This is a genomic window from Erwinia sp. 1181_3 (assembly GCF_052824965.1).
The window spans coordinates 273596-293945 of sequence record NZ_VTDE01000003.1 but is presented as its reverse complement, the minus strand read 5'-3'; the positions used below and the strand labels follow the sequence as shown (position 1 = coordinate 293945).

At 53.6% G+C, this 20350-nt stretch carries 18 protein-coding genes and 1 tRNA gene; 13 read left to right on the top strand and 6 right to left on the bottom strand.

From position 1 onward, the window contains the following. Nucleotides 1-15: 15 nt before the first annotated feature. Nucleotides 16-483, bottom strand: coding sequence for a ribonuclease HI (rnhA, locus tag FY046_RS09770; protein ID WP_133846189.1), 468 nt, complete (start codon nucleotides 481-483; stop codon nucleotides 16-18). A 313-nt stretch (nucleotides 484-796) separates the two neighbouring features. On the opposite strand from rnhA, the gene FY046_RS09765 reads away from it, so the two are divergent. The 9 genes from FY046_RS09765 to FY046_RS09725 all read left to right on the top strand — a co-directional run bounded on the left by FY046_RS09765 (nucleotide 797) and on the right by FY046_RS09725 (nucleotide 11383). Continuing rightward, nucleotides 797-1555: a MurR/RpiR family transcriptional regulator gene (locus FY046_RS09765; RefSeq protein ID WP_133846190.1), complete on the top strand. Its 759-nt coding sequence runs from the start codon at nucleotides 797-799 to the stop codon at nucleotides 1553-1555. Nucleotides 1556-1676: 121 nt separating this feature from the next. Further along, nucleotides 1677-3185 carry a PTS transporter subunit EIIC gene (locus FY046_RS09760; RefSeq protein WP_133846191.1) on the top strand — a complete coding sequence of 503 codons (1509 nt, stop codon included), beginning with the start codon at nucleotides 1677-1679 and terminating at the stop codon, nucleotides 3183-3185. 19 nt (nucleotides 3186-3204) lie between these two features. Continuing rightward, on the top strand, nucleotides 3205-4641 hold the full coding sequence (locus tag FY046_RS09755; RefSeq protein ID WP_133846192.1) for a 6-phospho-beta-glucosidase: 1437 nt from the start codon (nucleotides 3205-3207) through the stop codon (nucleotides 4639-4641). Nucleotides 4642-4702: 61 nt separating this feature from the next. Beyond that, nucleotides 4703-7441, top strand: coding sequence for a family 78 glycoside hydrolase catalytic domain (locus tag FY046_RS09750; RefSeq protein WP_166653758.1), 2739 nt, complete (start codon nucleotides 4703-4705; stop codon nucleotides 7439-7441). A gap of 109 nt (nucleotides 7442-7550) precedes the next feature. Beyond that, nucleotides 7551-8969, top strand: coding sequence for a carbohydrate porin (locus FY046_RS09745; RefSeq protein ID WP_446186001.1), 1419 nt, complete (start codon nucleotides 7551-7553; stop codon nucleotides 8967-8969). Between the two features lie 178 nt (nucleotides 8970-9147). Then, nucleotides 9148-9903, top strand: coding sequence for a DNA polymerase III subunit epsilon (dnaQ, locus tag FY046_RS09740; RefSeq protein ID WP_272952613.1), 756 nt, complete (start codon nucleotides 9148-9150; stop codon nucleotides 9901-9903). 131 nt (nucleotides 9904-10034) lie between these two features. After that, nucleotides 10035-10111, top strand: a tRNA-Asp gene (locus FY046_RS09735). A gap of 241 nt (nucleotides 10112-10352) precedes the next feature. After that, a complete protein-coding gene (locus tag FY046_RS09730; protein ID WP_159337604.1) occupies nucleotides 10353-10832 on the top strand; it encodes a hypothetical protein in 480 nt (159 codons plus the stop codon). Further along, entirely contained in the window at nucleotides 10829-11383 is a 555-nt protein-coding gene (locus tag FY046_RS09725; protein ID WP_167864036.1) for a hypothetical protein, read from the top strand. The genes FY046_RS09730 and FY046_RS09725 overlap by 4 nt, the downstream gene beginning before the upstream one ends. 66 nt (nucleotides 11384-11449) lie before the next feature. Here the strand turns inward: FY046_RS09725 and FY046_RS09720 are convergent, their stop codons facing one another. Then, nucleotides 11450-12946, bottom strand: coding sequence for an NCS1 family nucleobase:cation symporter-1 (locus FY046_RS09720; protein WP_133846196.1), 1497 nt, complete (start codon nucleotides 12944-12946; stop codon nucleotides 11450-11452). Between the two features lie 146 nt (nucleotides 12947-13092). Here FY046_RS09720 and FY046_RS09715 point away from each other — a divergent pair, with 146 nt between their 5' ends. The 3 genes from FY046_RS09715 to puuE are packed head-to-tail and all read left to right on the top strand — an operon-like array spanning nucleotide 13093 to nucleotide 15553. Further along, nucleotides 13093-13806: a GntR family transcriptional regulator gene (locus FY046_RS09715; RefSeq protein WP_133846197.1), complete on the top strand. Its 714-nt coding sequence runs from the start codon at nucleotides 13093-13095 to the stop codon at nucleotides 13804-13806. A 2-nt stretch (nucleotides 13807-13808) separates the two neighbouring features. Next, complete coding sequence (gene hpxA, locus FY046_RS09710) at nucleotides 13809-14549, top strand: allantoin racemase (protein WP_133846198.1); 741 nt, start codon at nucleotides 13809-13811, stop codon at nucleotides 14547-14549. Between the two features lie 44 nt (nucleotides 14550-14593). Next, nucleotides 14594-15553, top strand: a complete 960-nt coding sequence (puuE, locus tag FY046_RS09705; RefSeq protein WP_133846199.1) for an allantoinase PuuE — start codon at nucleotides 14594-14596, stop codon at nucleotides 15551-15553. A gap of 78 nt (nucleotides 15554-15631) precedes the next feature. Here the strand turns inward: puuE and hpxZ are convergent, their stop codons facing one another. From hpxZ to FY046_RS09685, 4 genes are read right to left on the bottom strand one after another with little or no spacing between them, the layout of a single operon-like run. Next, nucleotides 15632-16015: an oxalurate catabolism protein HpxZ gene (hpxZ, locus tag FY046_RS09700; protein WP_133846200.1), complete on the bottom strand. Its 384-nt coding sequence runs from the start codon at nucleotides 16013-16015 to the stop codon at nucleotides 15632-15634. Nucleotides 16016-16017: 2 nt separating this feature from the next. Further along, on the bottom strand, nucleotides 16018-17415 hold the full coding sequence (locus tag FY046_RS09695) for an AtzE family amidohydrolase (RefSeq protein ID WP_446186000.1): 1398 nt from the start codon (nucleotides 17413-17415) through the stop codon (nucleotides 16018-16020). Further along, on the bottom strand, nucleotides 17412-17606 hold the full coding sequence (hpxX, locus tag FY046_RS09690; protein WP_171148814.1) for an oxalurate catabolism protein HpxX: 195 nt from the start codon (nucleotides 17604-17606) through the stop codon (nucleotides 17412-17414). Before hpxX ends, FY046_RS09695 begins: the two co-directional genes overlap by 4 nt. 17 nt (nucleotides 17607-17623) lie before the next feature. Beyond that, complete coding sequence (locus tag FY046_RS09685; RefSeq protein ID WP_446185999.1) at nucleotides 17624-19210, bottom strand: gamma-glutamyltransferase family protein; 1587 nt, start codon at nucleotides 19208-19210, stop codon at nucleotides 17624-17626. 216 nt (nucleotides 19211-19426) lie between these two features. Here FY046_RS09685 and hpxU point away from each other — a divergent pair, with 216 nt between their 5' ends. Further along, a complete protein-coding gene (hpxU, locus tag FY046_RS09680; RefSeq protein ID WP_159337606.1) occupies nucleotides 19427-20266 on the top strand; it encodes a MurR/RpiR family transcriptional regulator HpxU in 840 nt (279 codons plus the stop codon). The last annotated feature ends 84 nt before the right edge of the window (nucleotides 20267-20350 follow it).

The following is a 20350-nucleotide window of genomic DNA, read 5'->3' as shown; positions in this document are numbered from 1 at the left end:
GCCCCTCCCTCTCTCTTAAAGCTCGGAAATATAGCCGACATCGTCGGACGTGGGATTCCCGGCCGCCGCGCGTGCCAGCTCATCACAACGTTCATTCTCAACGTGGCCCGCATGACCTTTAACCCACTTCCAGGTGATCTCATGGTGGCTGAGGGCCGCATCCAGGCGCTTCCACAGGTCGACATTCTTAACCGGCTTCTTATCGGTGGTTTTCCAGCCGCGTTTTTTCCAGTTATGTATCCAGGTGGTAATTCCCTGACGAACATACTGACTGTCGGTACTCAGCACCACCGCACAAGGCTGTGTCAGCGCTTCCAGTGCCACAATCGCCGCCATCATTTCCATGCGGTTGTTGGTGGTCAGGTGGAAACCTGCGCTGTACGTTTTCTCATGCTTGCCATAGCGCATAATCGCGCCATATCCCCCGGGGCCAGGGTTGCCAAGGCACGAACCGTCGGTGAAAATTTCTACCTGCTTAAGCATCTCTGGTAGACTCCCTGTAGAAAAACGCCAAGTCTGCCATAAATGCGCCTGATGAGCACCGTAAATACCGTTCACCCGGTCCACGAACGGCCCTTTCGTCTTCAACGGGGTGTGGCCTGTATACAAAATATCTGCAGGACCGTGAAATGGGATTAACGATAAAAGCAGGGCCTGCTCCAATTGTGCTCTGAATCACAAATTTGAATATTGATTACGGTTTCTATTGGGAACAAAGCGCCAAAAAAACTACGGTGTCACACCGTGTTACAGGGTTAATTGCTGTTTCTTTCGCCATTGATAAAGAGATTGATGAATGTTTACCAACAAGACGATATCCACTTTAAACGCGTTGGAGAATAAAGTTTATAATTTTGTAATTAAAAATTTGAATACTGTTGTGTACATGACAATCAGAGAGCTTGCAAACAGTTCTCAGGTGTCGACGGCAACGGTATTGCGTTTTTGCAAGAAGATAAACTTCAATGGATATTCTGAATTCAAAGCCTATCTGAGAATGTATCTGGAGCAGGATAAAAAAATACTGTTGCCACATGGTGCCGATGAAATACTTAGCTTCTTTAAAAGTATTAATAATAATGACTTCGATGAATTAATTATCAGTGCAGCAGAACATATTGTCGCGGCTGAGCGTGTGATCTTCGTTGGTGCAGGCAGCTCAGGTACACTGGGTAAGTATGGGGCACGCTTCTTCTCTAACATTGGCAAGTTCAGCAACCATATTGATGATCCCTACTATCCTGTCAGCACCGATATGTACAAAAATGCGGTGGCTATCGTGCTATCAGTTTCGGGTGAAACCCCTGAAATTATTAAATTAGCCAAACAGTTTCTCATTCATCAATGCAAAATTGTCAGCATAACCAGTAATAACAAATCCACTCTTGCCTTAATGGCTGACTTTAATGTTTCCTATCATGTATCCAGAGTGTTAATCGCGAATGAATATGACATTACGACGCAGGTTCCAGTGATTTATATCCTTGAATCTATTGGTCGTCAGTTGGCGAATAAAATGACGCCGGAAATGTCACAGGGTGTTTCTTTCTTGTGACAAATGACGAGCCTGTGTTTTTGTTATAACGTGACTTTAACAGTGTCTTTTTTTACCATTAATTTCTAAACATTTAAGCGCGAACGACTTAAATTAAACTAATGGCAACGGAAGACACGTGATGGCAATTAACTATGCTGAATCGGCGAAAGAGATCGTCGTTCTGATTGGTGGTGATGATAATGTGATCAGTGTCACGCATTGTGCCACGAGATTACGATTCGTCCTTAAAGATTATTCTCAGGTAGATAAAGACACCTTAAAGCGCGTTAAGGGCGTGATTACCGCCGTTGAATCCAGCGGTCAATTGCAGGTCGTCATCGGCAATCACGTGGGAGATGCCTATCGCGAAGTACAGCACCTGCTGAATATCGACGAAAGCGTGGCGGTCAGTGCACCCAATGTCGGTGTCGTCAATCGCTTGATGGATATTATCTCCAGCATCTTCGCCCCCTTCCTCTATCCACTGGCGGCATGTGGCGTATTACAGGGGCTGATTTCATTGTTCGCTGCACTGGGGTGGATGGACCCTGCCAGCGGCACTTACCGCATTCTTAACTTTGTTTCCTGGACTGGTTTTACTTTCCTGCCCGTGATGGTGGCTTTCACTGCGGCGAAAAAATTCAATGTAAATCCTTTCACGGCAGTCATTGCCGCCTGTGCCCTGGTTTCACCTGACTACATCAACATGCTGACGGCCAATAAGATCCTGCTGGCGAACTCTGCCGATCCTGCGTTGCAGGCATTGATGAAAGCGGCGGTCGATAACCCGGAAATTGCCAAAGTACTGGTCGAGGTAGCAGGTATTCCGCTGACCGCTGATCCCCTCACCTTCCTCGGTTTGCCGGTGCAGTATCTCAGCTATACCTCCTCGGTGATCCCTATCATCCTGATGGTATGGATCATGTCTTATGTGCAGCGCTTCTTTGAACGCGTGCTGCCCATCGTCATCCGCAATATGTTCACCCCAATGTTCTGCCTCGCCATTATGGTGCCCTTAACGCTGCTGGCGTTCGGACCTGTCGGCAACATGATAGGCGGTGCAATCGGTGGTGTTTACAACTCGCTGTACCATCTCAGCCCGTCCATTGCTGGTTTTGTTGTCGGTGCTGTCTGGATGCCACTGGTCACCCTGGGGGTTCACTGGGGCATTACCCCGGTCACGGTAGGCAACTACGCCACGCTGGGCTACGACACCTTTACCGGATTACAGGCTTCAGCCGTGTTTGGCATGGCCGGCGCCGTTTTTGGTGTCTATCTGAAAGCCAAAGACGATGAACTGAAACGCGTTGCGCTCTCTGCCGGGATCACCGCTCTGTTTGGTATTACGGAACCGGCTATCTATGGCGTGGCACTGCGTCTCAAGCGCCCGATGATTTGTGGATGTCTGGCCGGGGCTATCGGTGGCGCCATCGCCGGGGCATTCAATGCAGTGTCATGGAGCTACTGCATACCGGGTATTGCGGTCTTACCGGTGTTCTTTAAAGAAGGGCATATGACGCAATTTCTCGGCTTCCTGCTGTCTGTGAGCGTGGCCTTTGTATTGGGCGTGGTGTTCGCCTGGCTGGGTGGATTTAAAGAAGAGATCCCGACAGAAAAACGTGTGATGGCTAATGTCAACGCTGTCTGAATGACTGAAAAAGAAGTGAATGATGAACAATAAATTACCAAAAGAGTTTATGTGGGGTGGTGCGGTTGCCGCACACCAGGTCGAGGGCGGATGGGACAAGGGGGGCAAAGGCCCGAGTATTGTTGATGTCCTGACCAGCGGAGCACATGGTGTGGATCGTGTGATTACAGACGGTATCAAGGAGGGCCTTCTGTACGCCAATCACGACGCGGTGGATTTCTATCATCAGTATCCTGGCGACATCGCATTGTTTGCTGATATGGGGTTCAAGTGTTTCCGCACTTCAATTGCCTGGTCACGCATTTTCCCTCTCGGTGATGAACTGGAGCCGAACGAAGAAGGGCTGCGTTTTTATGACGCGCTGTTCGATGCGCTGCTTAAACAGGGTATTCAGCCCGTCATTACGCTCTCACATTTCGAGATGCCCAATCATCTGGTCACGGAATATGGCGGCTGGAAAAACCGCAAAGTGGTGGATTTGTTTGTCAGATTCAGTGCGGCAGTCTTGAAGCGTTACCAGCATAAAGTGAAATACTGGATGACGTTCAATGAGATTAACAATCAGCGCAACTGGAAAACCCCGTTGTTTGGCTACTGCTGTTCCGGGGTGATCTTCACCCAGGAGCCGAACCCGGAAGCATGCATGTACCAGGTGCTGCACCACCAGTTCGTTGCCAGTGCGCAGGTGGTGAAACTCGGGCATGAGATTAACCCGGAGTTACAGATTGGCTGCATGATCGCCATGGTGCCGTTGTATCCCTTCTCCTGCCATCCCGACGATGTGATGTATGCTCAGGAAGCCATGAGGGAGCGCTTCCTGTTCGGTGATGTACATATGCGCGGCTATTATCCGTCGTACATCCTGAAAGAGTGGCAGCGTAAAGGGTATGACATTGTGATGGCGCCGGGTGACGCACAAATCCTGCGTGAAGGTTGCGCCGATTATATTGGCCTGAGTTATTACATGAGCAATGCCGTCAGCAGCGAACAGGCCGGCAGCGGTTCTGCCCTGTCAGGGTTTGAAGGCAGTGTGCCTAATCCGCATGTCAAAGCCTCAGACTGGGGATGGCAAATCGATCCGGTGGGTTTGCGTTATGTGCTCAATATTCTGTATGAGCGTTATCAGAAACCGCTGTTTATTGTCGAGAACGGCTTTGGTGCGGTGGATGTAAAAGAGGAAAGCGGCGAGGTCAATGATGACTATCGTATCGCCTATCTCCGTTCTCACATTGAGCAAATGAAAAAAGCTGTTCTTGAGGATGGCGTTGACGTTATGGGGTACACCCCCTGGGGCTGCATTGACTGTGTCTCCTTCACCACCGGGCAATACAGCAAACGCTACGGCTTTATCTATGTTGATAAAAATGATGACGGCAGCGGCACCTTTGTTCGGTCGAAAAAGAAAAGTTTTCACTGGTATAAAAAGGTGATTGCCAGCAACGGCGATACGCTCTGAGCCATATTAAACGATGACATCATACGCGACAGGGAGGTCGCTCAATAATAAAGGTTGGAAGATGAAAAAAAGAACCTCTCTGTCCCTTACTCTGTTTATAAGCCTCAGTATTACCACGTATCACGCACAGGCAGATTTATCCGTCATACAAAACAGTTTGCTGACCGAACTGCAACAAAAGCCCTTGCTGGTTGAGGATTTAAGTCATCCGGCATTTAGCTGGGCACTGTCAGGCAGTGGTCGGAGTGAAAAGCAAACGGCTTACCGCATTATTGTGGCCACCAGTGACGCGGTGATTAACCCTGCGGGTCGTTTGACCAGAGAAAAAAACGTTGTCTGGGATTCCGGAAAAATACCCTCTGCGCAATCTTCGGCGGTGCCATATAGCGGGCCGCAACTCAGCCGTGCTACCCGCTATTACTGGTCAGTACAGGTGTGGGATCGGCAAGGACAGGTATCGGCGTTTGCTCCTCTCTCTCGCTTTGATACCGCATTGAAAGCGGGCTGGCAGGCAAAACCCATTTGGTCTGAAGCGCAGCCCAACTGGGCCTTCTTCCGACACAGTTTTCGGGCAAAAAATAAACCCATCAGCCGCGCGATCCTTTATGCGACAGGCCAGACGCCCGAAGATACCCGACAGTATGTCTATAAGGTGAATGTGAATGGTACGTTTGCCGGGTTGGGGCCTGTCAGAGGCTACAACAACCAACATTTCTATAACGCCTTTGATGTCACGGCACTGCTGCGTCAAGGGCAAGACAACGCGCTGGGGGCACTGGCGTTTACCTACGGTAAAAAGAAAAGCTTTATGGCGGAACTGCGCATCCATTATCAGGATGGAGAGGTGCAGACGATTGCTACTGATGAGCGTTGGAAAGTGCTGGATGGCACAGCGGCATTCCCTTATGCAGGCGATGTTCATGCTCAGGAGGCGGTATCCTGGGTGGGTTTCCGCTATCCCCATGAAAATATCGTCGCTAAAAATTATCCAGCCGGTTTCGACGTCACGGGTTTTGACGACACGACCTGGTCAGCACCGCGTGTACAGTCACCGATTGATAATCTGACGGGTTACCCGGCAGAGAATCTGACACAGATAGAGGTGAAGCCGCGTAAGGTGACATCACTGGGTAAAGGCCACTTCCTGCTGGATTATGGAACGACGGTCGTCGGTGGTATGACGCTGACCCTGGATAACCGACAGTCGATCGCTAACGACGTCACGATCAAAACGGGGGAGATACTGGCCGCCGATGGCGCCGTAAAATGGCAGACTGCCGCGTTAATTAACAACCTCGATAAATGGCAGCTAAAACCCGGCAAACAGACGCTTGAACATTTTGGTTTCCGCGTCTTCCGCTATGCGGAAATTTCTGGATTGCCGGATGCACTGACTGCCAGTCAGTTGGGTGAAATGCTAACAACGCAGGCGTTACGTTATCCGTTCGATGACGGTGCGGCCACATTCAGCTCATCGAATAAGACCTTGAATGATATCTGGGCGTTCTCAAAAGCGTCAATCAAGGTACTGAATCACGATCTCTACGTTGATTCTCCTAACCGTGAACGTGCGCCTTACGAAGCGGATACTTACATCCAGCAGTTGAGCAATTACCAACTCGACAAGGGTTACCCGCTGGCGCGCTTTTCCACGGAATGGTTGATCGACCACTCGACCTGGCCGATGGAATGGAAGGTCTACAACATCCTCAATGCCTGGAATGATTACCTGTACACCGGCGATGATCGTCTGATCCGCACGTATTATTCGCAGCTCAAAGGTAAAATTCCGGCGAAGCTGACCGCAGGTTTTGATGATAAAACCGGGCGGGTGACAGCGAATTATGGCGATGGGGCGCCGGGACCGGATCATGACATCGTGGACTGGCCTGCCTCATTACGTGCCGGTTATCAGTTCTCCAATACTCACAATGTGACCAATGCGTTCTTTTCTAAAGGAACGCAGACGCTGGCGGACATCGCCGGGGCATTAGGTGAACGTCAGGACCAGCAGCATTATCGCCAGCTGGCGGATGCCTCAGCCCGTGGCTTCCGTTCGGGCTTTTATGACGCCGGGGCTCAGGCCTTTAAAGACAATATTGGCGGTAAACATCATCTCTCCAGCCAGGCGAATGCATTTGGTGTGGCGTTCGGTCTTGCGACGCCTGAAGAGGCCCGCCATGCGGCGACATTCCTGGCAGATAAAAAGATGCTGGAAGGCAGTGTATATAGCGCGCTGTTTGCTCTGAGTGCGATGGCAGAAAACGGCCAGGGAATGGAAGCTATCAATCAGATAACGGGCCTGAACAGTGATGGAACGCTCCGTCAAAATAGCCATAACTGGCGGCACATGATGGAACAGGGATCAGGCTCTACCATGGAAGCCTGGAATGAGTCTGACGACCTTACCGTCAGCCACTCTCATCCGTGGGGGACGGCACCAGTCATTGTCGCTTCTCAGGGGGTTTTTGGCGTAAAACCCCTCAAACCCGCGTATGAGCAGTTTCAGATCAAACCGATATTGCAAGGCCTGACAAAGGCCGACATCACCGTTCCGACTATCCGTGGAGAGATTAGCGCTTCGTTTGAGGTGAACAATCAGATCTGGCATTTGAATGTCGTGATTCCCGCGAATACGGAAGCCTTTATTTATATTCCAGCCCGCCATATCGATGACATTAAAGAAAGCGGTGTGGGATTAAATACGGTGAAGGATATTCAGTTTATTTCTGAGGGCAGTGGTTACGTTAAAGTGTTAGCAGGATCCGGGCACTATGCGTTTGTCTCGAATGGAAACTAAGCACGTTATTTTTTATTTATAAATAACACCCTCTGTTGATAATAAGCATCATTCCGGCAAAGCCGGAGGGGTGCTTATTATCTGAAAAAAATAATAGATAGAGATAATAATGAACACATTTAAAAAACTGCCCTTAACGGTGGCGGTCATTGCCGCGCTGTGCCCGTTTTCTGCTCTTGCGGAGCAAATGATTAGCCAGCAGCAGTTAGATAAGATTGTCGCTCAGGCGGTGGAAAAAGCGCTGGCAGAGCGTGAAGCAAGAGTGAGTGCCGCAACGCAGCCAACGCTAACGCCAGCGGCTGCCCCTGCTGCTGCAACATCCGCTGCGCCAGAAGCTCTCCCTGTTGCCGTCACACCCTCCGCCGATATGGCCATTCCTTACGGACTGAAGTTTTCCGCGTATGCCCGTTATGGTGCCCATTTCCAGGGCGGTGACCAAAAATATATCGCGGTGGATGGTTCCTATAATGGTTCGTCGGGTATTGGTCGCCTGGGGAACGAAGGCTACGGCGGGGAGTATCAGCTGTCTAAAACCTTTAAAGCGGAAAATGGCGCCATCTGGGATGCCAACGTGATGATCGATCACTGGAGCGACGAGCTTAATTTAAAGAAAGCCTACGTTGGCGTTACCAACCTGTTTGAATCGCATCCCGATGTGTATCTCTGGGCCGGACGTGATTTCCATCAACGTCCACAGCAGGAGCTGAATGACTACATGTGGATGAGCCATGACGGGCAGGGGGCGGGGATTAAGAATCTCGATCTCAACGGCGTGCTGTTTGATCTGGCCGCCGTGGGGGCGGTGGAGTCCTGTGACGCACGGGTGGTAGAAGATGGCGATAATCCTTCGCGAATTTCCTGTACGGGTGGGGCCGGCACGGGTGAAAAAGGCAATTATGCGCTGACGTCAAAAATCCATGGCATCACAGTCGGTCCGGTTGATGTGGCGCTGTACGCCAACTACGGGCTTGACTCAAAAGCGGTAGAAAGCGATGAACGTACCAAAGCGTGGCAGGGGGCCGTAGTACTCAGCCACACGACCGATCGCTCAATGAACCAGTTCATCACGCGCTATTCAGACAACGCAGATAATAGCGTTTATAACAAAACGGACGCGCTGCGCTCGATTTATACCAGCTTTGATGGGGTCTACACCGTTAACCCTCAGACCACCGTCAGGTATCTGTTGGCCTTCCAGGACTATCGTAACAGCGAACTGAGTGAGGATAACCGCAGAAACTACGCCGCGATAATCCGCCCAATGTATTTCTGGAACGAAGTACATTCGACCTGGCTTGAAGGCGGCTATCAGCGCGTTAACTACGAAGAAGGGGGAAGCAACAAAGGGTGGAAGATGACGCTTTCGCAAAATATCTCTTTTGCTATGGGGCCAGACTTCAGACCAATGCTGCGTTTCTATGTCACCGGGGGGGAAGTGGATAACCAGCATACGGCGCGCACCACGGACACTGAGGACACTCGCCTTGATTCCTTCAACGTCGGCGCGATGTGGGAAGCGTGGTTCTGATTCGACCCATCATCGTCTGATCAGCCAGCGGTGTTGTGATGCCGCTGGTTCGTTGCTCTGAGCAGTGAAGCATGACTTGAGCACATGGCAGATGCTATTCTGTGTGGCGTATCCCCCTTTCAACACGCCGCAGCATCCTTGAGCCAGGCACGCATTCAATTATAGTGAGTAACGAATAGTGAGTTTTCAAAGTACTAATGACAGGATCATCGTTCTCGATACCGAAACCACCGGTATGAACATGATTGGTGTCCACTATGAAGGGCATCGCATTATTGAAATTGGTGCCGTTGAGGTGATTAACCGCCGCCCGACGGGCAATAACTTCCATGTGTATCTCAAGCCCGATCGGCTGGTGGACCCGGAAGCCTTTGGCGTACACGGTATTGCAGACGAATTCCTGCTGGATAAACCCACCTTCGCTCAGGTGGCAGATGACTTCCTGGCGTATATTGATGGCGCAGAGCTGGTGATCCATAACGCGTCGTTCGATATCGGCTTTATGGACTATGAGTTTGCCAAACTGCAGCGTGGCATTGCCAAAACCGAAACCTTCTGTCAGATCACCGACAGCCTGGCGATGGCACGTAAGATGTTCCCCGGCAAGCGTAACAGCCTTGATGCGCTGTGCTCACGCTATGAGATAGACAACAGCAAACGTACGCTGCACGGCGCACTGCTTGACTCCGAAATACTGGCCGAAGTCTTCCTGATCATGACCGGCGGGCAGACCTCGCTGACCTTCTCAATGGAAGGGGATCGTGAAGAACAGGATGATGGCGAAACCATTCACCGCATTACCCGGCCATCCTCGGGGCTGCGCGTGGTGCGTGCCAGCGAGCAAGAGCGGATCGCGCATGAGGCGCGTCTTGATCTGGTGCAGAAAAAGGGCGGCAGCTGTTTATGGCGCCCGATCGATGCCAGTGATATATAAGTGATTAAAAAGCAGGCGAAAACGCACTTTCGGTGAAAAAGAGAGCAGTTGAGATAATTCCACAGAAAAAGCGTTGACGCAGCGCAGGCCGCCCCGTAATATGCGCCTCGTTCCCGACGGGGAACATCGGTGGAGCGGTAGTTCAGTTGGTTAGAATACCTGCCTGTCACGCAGGGGGTCGCGGGTTCGAGCCCCGTCCGTTCCGCCAAGCATTTAGAGAAAGGCCGATTCGAAAGAATCGGCCTTTTTCGTTTTACGTCAGGATCTCTCCCCCTCTTATTCTTTCAATATCCTCTATGCACTTTTTTACGATAAATTTCGTAATTCCCCTTTGTGATTCCACTATATAGTAAAAATACTATGGATAATTTATGAAAATAAATGTAAAAGCATTAGTTGGGGATAAATACCAAGTTTTATTTCCTACTCATGGAGGAGTTCGATAGAAAATGACAATAAGAAAATTTTCCAATAATTCAACCGTAATTAAGAGTTTTGATTTTTCAACGTTAGCTCATTTAGGTGTGGAAGGTGTTGGGTTAGCTAATGGTGGTTTTTCTATTTCTCTAATAGTGAAAGAAGAAAATGTAGAAGAGGGTAAGCATCTTTATGTTTCAGCGACGGGGAGGAGTAACGCTGCAAAGGCAGCAGGTAATGGGAGTCTTTTGTTTTGGTGTAAGGTGATAAATTTAACTGATGGTCGTGAGTATGTTTTAGATAGAAGGAAAGGAGAAAGTTTTGCAGTGGGTTTTTATGATATTTTGATAGGGAGTGCTGTGTTATTTATTCCAAAAAAAATTAATCATCCACCTTCTATACAAGTCAAAGCAGGCTATATTTTTGATTCGGGTTATACCGGGCTTGCTACGCCCTTCCCATCTGAGCTAAGCAAAATAGTCAGACTTAAACCGTTCAAGGAGGAGCGATGATAAAGCCGATATTTCTCTTCACCGTACTACTGATCGTTACACTCGCATCCGGATTACAAGCGGCCCCCGTTTATGCCGATAAACCTACTGCTGAAGCATCGGATCTCATGAAGCAATATGTCATGTCGTCGGTGGCGGAGCGTGCTGAGGTTCTGCACAGACTGGAAGTGCTCTCTACCAAACACCCTGATAATGTTAACGTAAGACGGATGTATGCCAACCTGCTAGTCTCTGACAGAAAATATGATAGTGCCATCTCACAATATGAAATGCTGAATAAAAAAAATCCGCGCCCGGTGCTCTTACTACCGGAATGTATGTTGAAAGAAAGGGTGGGTAAGAAAGACAAAGGGTGTTACCAGTCTGTCATTGCGATCGCTGAAGAGAAAAACATCCTGGATAGTGATTATCTTACCGCGCTGTATTTTGCGGACGATCAACGTTTCTTGGCAGAGAAAGAGAAACTTATTAACGCTAATAAAATGACAAAGGCTGAACTTGCTGTTTTTTCATTAAGCCATGAGCGCATTCTGTATACCCTGTATCCGTAACTGCGGGCAGGCTTACGGTACAACAAGAAAGCCCAGGGACCAGAAAATCTCTGGCCCCTGGTCATATCACTCTTTCTGCATCGCGACTTTCGCGTTATAGCCTTGTGTTGCGGCATTCTCCACATCGCCACGGGCGATCCAGCGATAACTGCCTGCGCCCAGTGCCACCCCGATAAACCAGCTAAAGTTTGCCACCGCATGCAGCGAAGGAATAAAGCTGATCACCAGGCCAATGGCTACCGATGGCAGCAGCGCCACAATCGCTTTCGGGTTAAAACCACCGCGATACCAGTATTTACCTTTTGGCGTGGCATCAAACAGATCATCAACGGAGATCTGGCTGCGTTTGATCAGATAGAAATCGGCCAGCAGGATGCCGAACAGTGGCCCGATAAACGCGCCCAGCACATCCAGCGTATAGTGGATCAGCTCCGGTGACTGGAACAGATTCCACGGCGTCAGCAGCACGGAACCGACCGCTGCGATCATCCCGCCGGTGCGGAAGCTGATCTTCTGTGGCGAACAGTTGGAGAAATCGAAAGCCGGAGAAACAAAGTTGGCCACGATGTTGATGCCTATGGTGGCGGTAATCATTGTCAGCAGACCAATCGCCACTGCCAGATCGTTACCGACCATACTCACTGTCTCAATCGGGTCGGTGATCATTCGGCCAAACAGCGACTGTGTACCCGAAACAATCACTACGGTGACCAGCGAGAACAGCAGGAAGTTAAACGGCAGGCCCCAGCGGTTTCCCCGGCGGATTTCACCCATACTTTTACCGTAGCGAGAGAAATCACCGAAGTTCAGCAGCGGGCCAGAGAAGTACGACACCACCAGCGCGGTAGCCGTCAGCATCTGCCATGCCTGCTCGCCGCCCGTCAGCGTCTTGCTTGCCAGGGTGAAGGAGATACCGTCAAACCCGGTTTTGTATACAATCCATCCTGCCAGCGCCACCATCACCACGTACACCGCCGGGCCAGCCACATCAATGAAACGCTTAATCGCGCTCATTCCGTGCCAGAACACCATCGCCTGCAACAGCCACATAATACCGAAGCAGATCCAGCCGAGCTGCGATAATCCCAGCCAGGAGGCGTGCGTCAGTGACGACAGCGCAGGCCAGAACTTCAGCGAGACCAGCATCAGTGCATTCGCTGCAAGGTACGTCTGAATGCCGTACCAGGCAAAGGCGATTAACCCGCGGATCACCGCCGGGATATTGGCACCAAATACGCCGAATGCCTGACGACAGATCACCGCATAGGGCACGCCCGCCATCTGGCTGGGTTTCGCCACCAGGTTGGCACAGACCTGCACAATACAGATGCCGACTAGCAGACACAGCAGCACCTGCCAGCTGGCGAGGCCCAGCGTGAAGAAGCTCGCGGCCACCACATAGCCACCCATGCTGTGTACATCGGACATCCAGAAAGAAAAGATATTGTACCAACTCCAGTTCTGGTCACGCGTTGGCGCCAGATCCTCATTGCACAGCCGTGGGCTGTAGTTGACGGTGGCGTCTGACGCCGCTGCCGGGGAAGAACCATGACTATTTGGCATGAAACCTGCTCCTGTGAATACAGTTATCAATAAACCGGGTTACAGGAGACATTGCAGGATCCAGGCCAGAATGTAATTTCATGTATACAAAAGTCAGTTTTCATGTGTACGATTCTTGACGGAAATGATGTTTACCGGAGTAGGGAATGAAGAGTGAAACCGGGCTGAAAACGGCCTCCGACCTGAGTGACAAGGATGAGCCTATCTATCAGGCGCTGATGACGGCAATCGTGGAACATCAGTTACCACCGGGCAGTAAATTACCGGAGGAGGCACTCTCCGAGGTGTTCGGCGTCAGCCGTACCGGCATTCGTAAAGTGCTGCAACGCCTCGCCGCAGTGCAAATGATCACGCTGACGCCCAAACGTGGTGCGCAGGTCGCCACGCCAACCGTTGAGGAGGCGCAGGATATCTTCCGTACTCGCAGCCTGATTGAGTGCGCGAACCTGTCTGAGGTATTAATGCACTGCCAGGCCCCTCATCTTGCTGCCCTGGAGAAACTCAATCTCCAGGAGCAGCAGGCCCACGAAAATCACGATGGTGCAGCGGCGATCCGCCTCTCAGCGGCATTCCATATTCAGTTACAGGCGATTTCGGGCAACCAGGTGCTGACCGAAATCGTGACGCGGCTGACCCAGCGCTCCTCGCTGGTGGTTGCGGCATATGGTGCGCCCTGGCAGCAGGGCTGCCGCTGTGACGATCACGATCGGCTGGTGGTGCTGCTACGGGAAAAATCACTGACTCAGCTGACTGACGCACTACGGCAACATTTCGATCATATCGTCGCCAGTCTGCGCTTTGAACGCAGCGGCGAAACGCTGCCGGACTTTTCCCGGTTGTTTGCGTCAAAAGGAGCATGATGATGAGTAGCAAACAGGTCATTCAGGTGATCAACCCCAACACCAGCCTGGCAATGACGGAAACCATCGGTGCAGCGGCACGTGCGGTGGCGGCAGGGAATACCGAGATCCTGGCGGTGTGCCCGACGCAGGGCGTGCCGTCGATTGAAGGGCATTTTGATGAGGCTATCGCTGCCATTGGCGTGCTGGAGCAGATCAAAATCGGCCGTGAGCAGGGCGTCTGTGGCCATGTGATTGCCTGTTTCGGCGATCCGGGATTACTGGCCGCACGCGAGATGGCGCAGGGACCGGTAGTCGGGATTGCCGAAGCCGCGATGCATATGGCAACCCTGGTGGCCACACGATTTTCCATCGTCACCACGCTGCCGCGTACCCTGATTATTGCCCGCCATCTGCTTCAGCAATATGGCTTTGAGCATCACTGTGCAGCCCTGCACGCCATCGACCTGCCGGTGCTGGCACTGGAAGATGGCAGCGGGCTGGCGCAGGAGAAAGTGCGCCAGCGTTGTATACAATCCATCCGCGAAGATGGCTGCGGTGCCATCGTGCTCGGCTGCGGTGGTATGGCCGATCTGGCGCAATCGCTGACACGTGAACTGGGCGTACCGGTGATCGATGGCGTGACGGCTGCCGTGAAAATGGTGGAGTCGCTGGTAGCATTAGGTCTGAACACCAGTAAGCACGGCGATCTTGACTACCCGATACGAAAAAACCTGTCGGGCCAGTTTGAGCGCCTAAACTGAACAGTCGGGTCCCATTTCTTTTTGCGACGTTAAGGACTGAGACGATGAGCAACACTTCGGAAAAAAAAGAGTACAGCTTCAACAAAAACTATCCCCGTGACCTGCGCGGCTATGCGGGCAACCCGCCCCATGCGGCCTGGCCGGGTAACGCGAAGATCGCGGTGCAGTTTGTCCTCAACTACGAAGAGGGCGCCGAAAATAATGTGCTGCATGGTGATACAGGCTCCGAGCAGTTCCTCTCCGATATCATTGGGGCGGCTAGCTACCCTGAGCGCCATATGTCGATGGACTCACTGTATGAATATGGCTCACGCGCCGGATTCTGGCGCATCCATAACGAATTTCAAAAACGTGGCCTGCCGCTGACGGTCTTTGGCGTGGCCATGGCGCTGGCACGGCACCCGGAGATCGTCGAGGCGATCAAAGCCGCTGATTACGATGTCGTCAGTCATGGCTGGCGCTGGATCCACTATCAAGGCATGGATGCAAAAACAGAACGCCAGCATATGCAGCTGGCTCTGGATACCCTGACCGACCTGTTTGGCAAGACGCCAACGGGCTGGTATACCGGTCGCGACAGCCCCAACACCCGGCGTCTGGTCGTGGAACAGGGCGGCCTGACCTATGACAGCGACTATTATGGCGACGATCTGCCGTTCTGGACGCAGGTCACCTGTCAGGATGGCACGGTGAAACCGCATCTGATCATCCCTTATACGCTAGAAACTAACGATATGCGTTTTGCCACGCCGCAGGGGTTTAACACCGCGGAGCAGTTTTACACCTACCTGAAAGACAGCTTTGATGTGTTGTACGAAGAAGGGGACAGCACACCGAAAATGCTGTCGATTGGTATGCACTGCCGTCTGCTGGGCCGCCCTGGCCGTTTCCGCGCCTTACAGCGCTTCCTTGACCATATCCAGCAGCATGAAGGGGTGTGGATCTGTACCCGCCAGCAAATCGCTGACCACTGGGTGAAAACCCACCCGGCACCGAAAGCGTAATGCTGACAGCGAGGCTTGCCTCGCTGCCCTGAGCCCGTCCTGTATTATCGCAGAGACCACCAGGTCTCTGCGTACCTGTCAGCTCATCAAACTGACCTGCGCCGCCACAATGCGCCAGCCACAGGGGAGCCTGACCCAGGTCTGCTGCTGACGGCCGATTTTGTCGCTGCCCTCGCGGGTGAACTCTGTGCTGCACACCGCAAAATCATCGCCGTAGCTGGTGATCACCGTATTCTGTAACTGACGGAATAACCCGGCTGAAGGACGTGCAGCCCGAAATTCGCGAATCGCATCGATACCGTACAAGTTCTCTCCCGCACCCAGGCGCACTGTGCGTTCGTCGTGCCAGAAAAGTTCATCCAGCACCGCAATGTCATTACTGATTAACGCCTCTTCGTAACGATAAAACGCGGCGGTAACTTCGGCGAGGATCGCCGGGCGGTCAATATGTTCACTTTTCATGATCAATGCTCCCTATCCGCAGGGGCCGCGTGCGTAATGCCCATTTGCTCCAGCGCGCTGGCGGCACGCAGGCAGGCGGCTTCATTAAACGGGGCGGCAATCAGTTGCAGACCGATGGGTAACCCGCTACGGGTACGTAATGGCACCGTGGTCACCGGCAGGCCGAGGAACGAAATGGGCTGGGTTAACATGCCCATGCTGGCGCGGATCGGCAGGTCAGTGCCGTTAATGTGCATGGTCTCCTGGCCAATCAACGTGGCGCTGGTGGGGGTAGCCGGTGCAATCAACACATCCACATGATCGAACAGCGGCAGCACCTGCTGCTGGAAGTAGCGGCGGAAGCGCTGGGCCTGAATGTACCAGGCGGCGGGGATCATCGCCCCGGCCAGCAGGCGCTCACGCGACAAAGGCTCAAAGCGCTCAGGTGCACGGCGCAGGGCGGGGAGGTAATGATTCCCGCCCTCAGATGCGCTGATAATAAACGCCGACGTACGTGCCAGTTCGGCCTCCGGCAGCACGACCTCTTCGCTGGCATTCAGTGCGCTGGCTGCAACCGCCACCGCAGCGCGGGCGTCGTCATCGCACCACTGCTGAAAGTAACCGCCCAGCACGCCAAAGCGCAGCCCTTCACTACCGCGCTCCAGCAGAGGGCTGACCGCCTGCATGGCTTTATCAGCCTGGAAGCTATCGGCAGGATCGCTGCCCTGTAATACATCGTAGACGTGGGTGAGATCGCTGACGCGGCGGGCAAACGGACCAATATGGTCAAGGCTGGCGACAAACGGATGACTGCCGCTGCGCGACAGGCGACCGTAGGTCGGCTTCAGACCAAAGATTCCGCACAGTGAGGCCGGAACGCGGATCGAGCCGTTGGTATCCGAACCGAGGGAGAAATGGACCAGCCCGGCGGCCACGGCGGCGGCCGAACCCCCCGAGGATCCCCCGGCAATCCGCGCCAGATCGTGTGGATTACGCGTGGCACCATAATGGCTGTTTTCGGTGGTGAAACCGTAGGCATACGCATCCATGTTCAGCATCCCGGACAGCAGTCCGCCGCCGGCTGCCAGCTTCTGCACGGCCCAGGCATCCTGACATGCCACCGGACGATCGCTGAATAAACTGGCCCCGGCCAGCGTCGCGTGTCCGGCCACATCAAACAGATTTTTGACTGCGTAAGGCACCGCTGCCAGTGGGGGGAGCGGCAGGTTGCCCTGTTTCAGGCGATCAACCCGGTCCGCCTCCTGCAACATGCGCTCCTGGGTAATCTGGGTCCAGGCATTCAGCTCAGGGTTATGCTGCGAGATCGCCGACAGCGTATGCAGGGCGATCTCGCGTGCACTCAACTCACCTTTAGCCAGCAATTGGGTCAGTTCGGCAATCGACAGTGCGGCCAGATTCATGCTTTATACACTCCAGCCACTTCCAGGCGATCGTCCAGCGGGAAGGCCATCAGCGGCGCGGCCATGCCGGCAATGCGGTTGAACTGGGTTAGCAGCTCGGCGCGGCGTGCGTCGTCGAGTTCCAGTGCCAGCACCTGCTCCATCTGTGTGACATAGGCTGCCCAGTCGGGCGCCGTTTGCTTGATACTCATCTCAGTTTCCCTCTTTTTTAAAACCCGGCCGCGCTGCCGTTGCTACGCGGATCGAATGCCCCTTCGAGCATCCCGTTGTTGTGACGCACAATCGCGCCCGCATGGCCCACGGCTTCGCTGAAATCAGGCAACAGCTCAACTTCATGGCCCAGCGCCCGCAGCGTGGCAATGGTTTCTGGCGGGAAGCGACCTTCCAGTTTGAGTGAATCGGAGGCCTGGCCCCAGGTGCGCCCCAGCAGCCAGCGTGGCGCACTCACCGCCTGCTGCAGTCCCATGCCCTGTACCACATGGCGGGTAAAAATGGCCGCCTGAGTCTGTGGCTGGCCATCGCCGCCCATCGATCCGTATACCATCGTCCTGCCATCGTTCAACCGTGCTGCCGCTGGGTTCAGCGTGTGGAATGGCTGTTTACCCGGCATCAGCGCCAGCAGGTGATCGGGATCGAGGCTGAAAGCCGCGCCGCGATTTTGCCAGGTAATACCCGTGCCGGGGATCACCACACCGCTACCAAATTCGTGATAAATGCTCTGAATAAAGGAGACGGCCAGCCCGCTGCTGTCCATCACGCCCATCCACACGGTGTCGCCCGGCCCTTTACCCGTGCCCCACGGCGCCGCCTGATTGACATCGATCTGCGCCGCCATCTGTTGCAGACGATCGCTGTCGAGCAGCGTTTGCATCTGTTCACGCATATGCTGTGGGTCGGTGATGTAACGGTCGCGCAGGCCAAAGGCCAGCTTGGTGGCTTCCACAATGCGGTGAATGGTTTGTGCCTCATCGGCATCGGCCATATTCAGATGGTCGGTGATCCCCAGGATCGCCAGTGATACCAGGCCCTGCGTGGGCGGTGTCATATTAAAGACATCGCCGTACTGATGGCGGATACGCAGCGGCGTCCGGCGTTTCGCCTGCTGACGGTTCAGGTCTTCCAGCGTGACCGGCATTCCCAGCCGTGACATCTCACTGGCGAGCTGACGGGCAAGCGGGCCGCGATAGAAGCTGTCCAGCCCGGCTTCGGCCAGATGAATGAGGGTGTTTGCCAGATCGGGCTGGGTAAAACGGCTGCCACACGACGGCACTTCGCCATCGGGTAAGAAGGTGGCGGCAAATCCCGGTTGATTCACCAGTTCGGCTTGTTTACTGGCGGTGGCGGTCGCCTGGGAGGCGGTGACCGGAATGCCATCGGCGGCATAGCGGATCGCATCCGCCAACAGGCGCGGCAACGGCAGTTGCTGGCCGCCCAGTTCGCGGGAGATGTCCAGCGCTTCTGACCAGCCGCTGACCGTACCCGCCACCGTCAGGGCCGATTTCGGGCCGCGATGGGGAATGCTGCTGCTGCCCTGATAAAAGTCGATTGTCGCCAGCGAACCTGCCGCACCGCTGGCATCGATCGCCACCGGGTCACCCTTCGGCGGGACAATTAGCCAGAAGCCATCGCCTCCCAGGCCATTCATATGAGGATAGGCAACGGCAACCGTCGCGGCAGCAGCTACCATCGCTTCAATGGCATTCCCCCCTTCGCGTAAAATACCCAGTGCGCTTTCACTGGCCAGATGGTGCGGCGTCACCGCCATGCCCAGCGGGGCCATATTACTTTGATTCATTCCATTCCCGTCGTTCAGATAGCTGATAGGTTGACTAAAGCAATAGCCGTTCCAGTTTGTCGAGCGGCAGAATGTTAACAATTGAATATCTGTCGTATGGCTCCGGTTATTGATTCAAAACCGGCCGATTTTCAGCCCGCAACGGTGCGCGCTACAGACAGGCACGTTATTTGTATATCATTCTGAGGATGAAACAAACGTTACAGGGTTAATCACATGATGCAGCTTGATGAACGCCTGCGCAGCCACTACGCGCAGCTTTCGCCGCAGGAACAACGTATCGCTGATTTTGCCTTCGATCATTTCGATGACCTGATCAGCTACAACAGTGCCGATCTGGCACGTCTCAGCGGGGTGTCCAAGGCCACGGTAAGCCGTCTGTTTAAGCGCCTGGGCTATGAAAAATATAAAGATATGCGCGACGAACTGCGCACCCTGCGCCAGAGCGGGATGCCGCTCACTGACCACCGTGATGCGGTGCAGGGCAACACGTTGCTGGCCCGTCACTATAAGCAGGAGATGGCCAACCTCACCCAGTGGGTGAACGGGATTGATGCGGCGCACTTTGGCGAGGTCGTTCAGGCGCTGGCAAACAGTAAACGTATTTTTATCATTGGGATGCGTAATGCATACCCGGTGGCGCTGCACCTGCGCCAGCAGTTATTGCAGGCCAGAACACAGGTGCAGGTGCTGCCACAGCCGGGGCAGACGCTCTCTGAAGAGCTGGTGGATCTGACACCGGAGGATATGGTGGTGGTGATGGCGTTCCGGCGCCGCCCACGCATTATCCGCCCGTTGTTACAGCAGCTACAGCACAACGGCATTCCAGTGCTGGCACTGTGTGAACCCCAGGCGCAGGCGGTGATTGCCCTGGCGCGCTGGCAGCTGTGCGCGCCGCTGGACAGTGTCTCTGCCTTCGACAGCTATGCAGCGGCTAACAGCCTGATCAACCTGCTGGCCAACGCATTACTGCACGAATTGCTCAGTGACGGTCGTCAGCGTATTCATCAGATTGCTGACCTCTACACCCAGCTGGATGAGCTGGAACAGCGCTAATGGGGCGCTATTCTGGTGCATTGCATGGTTTTGGGGCGCCGCAGGGCGCCCTTTTTCGGACCCTTTTTCCCGCCAGTGTTTCCC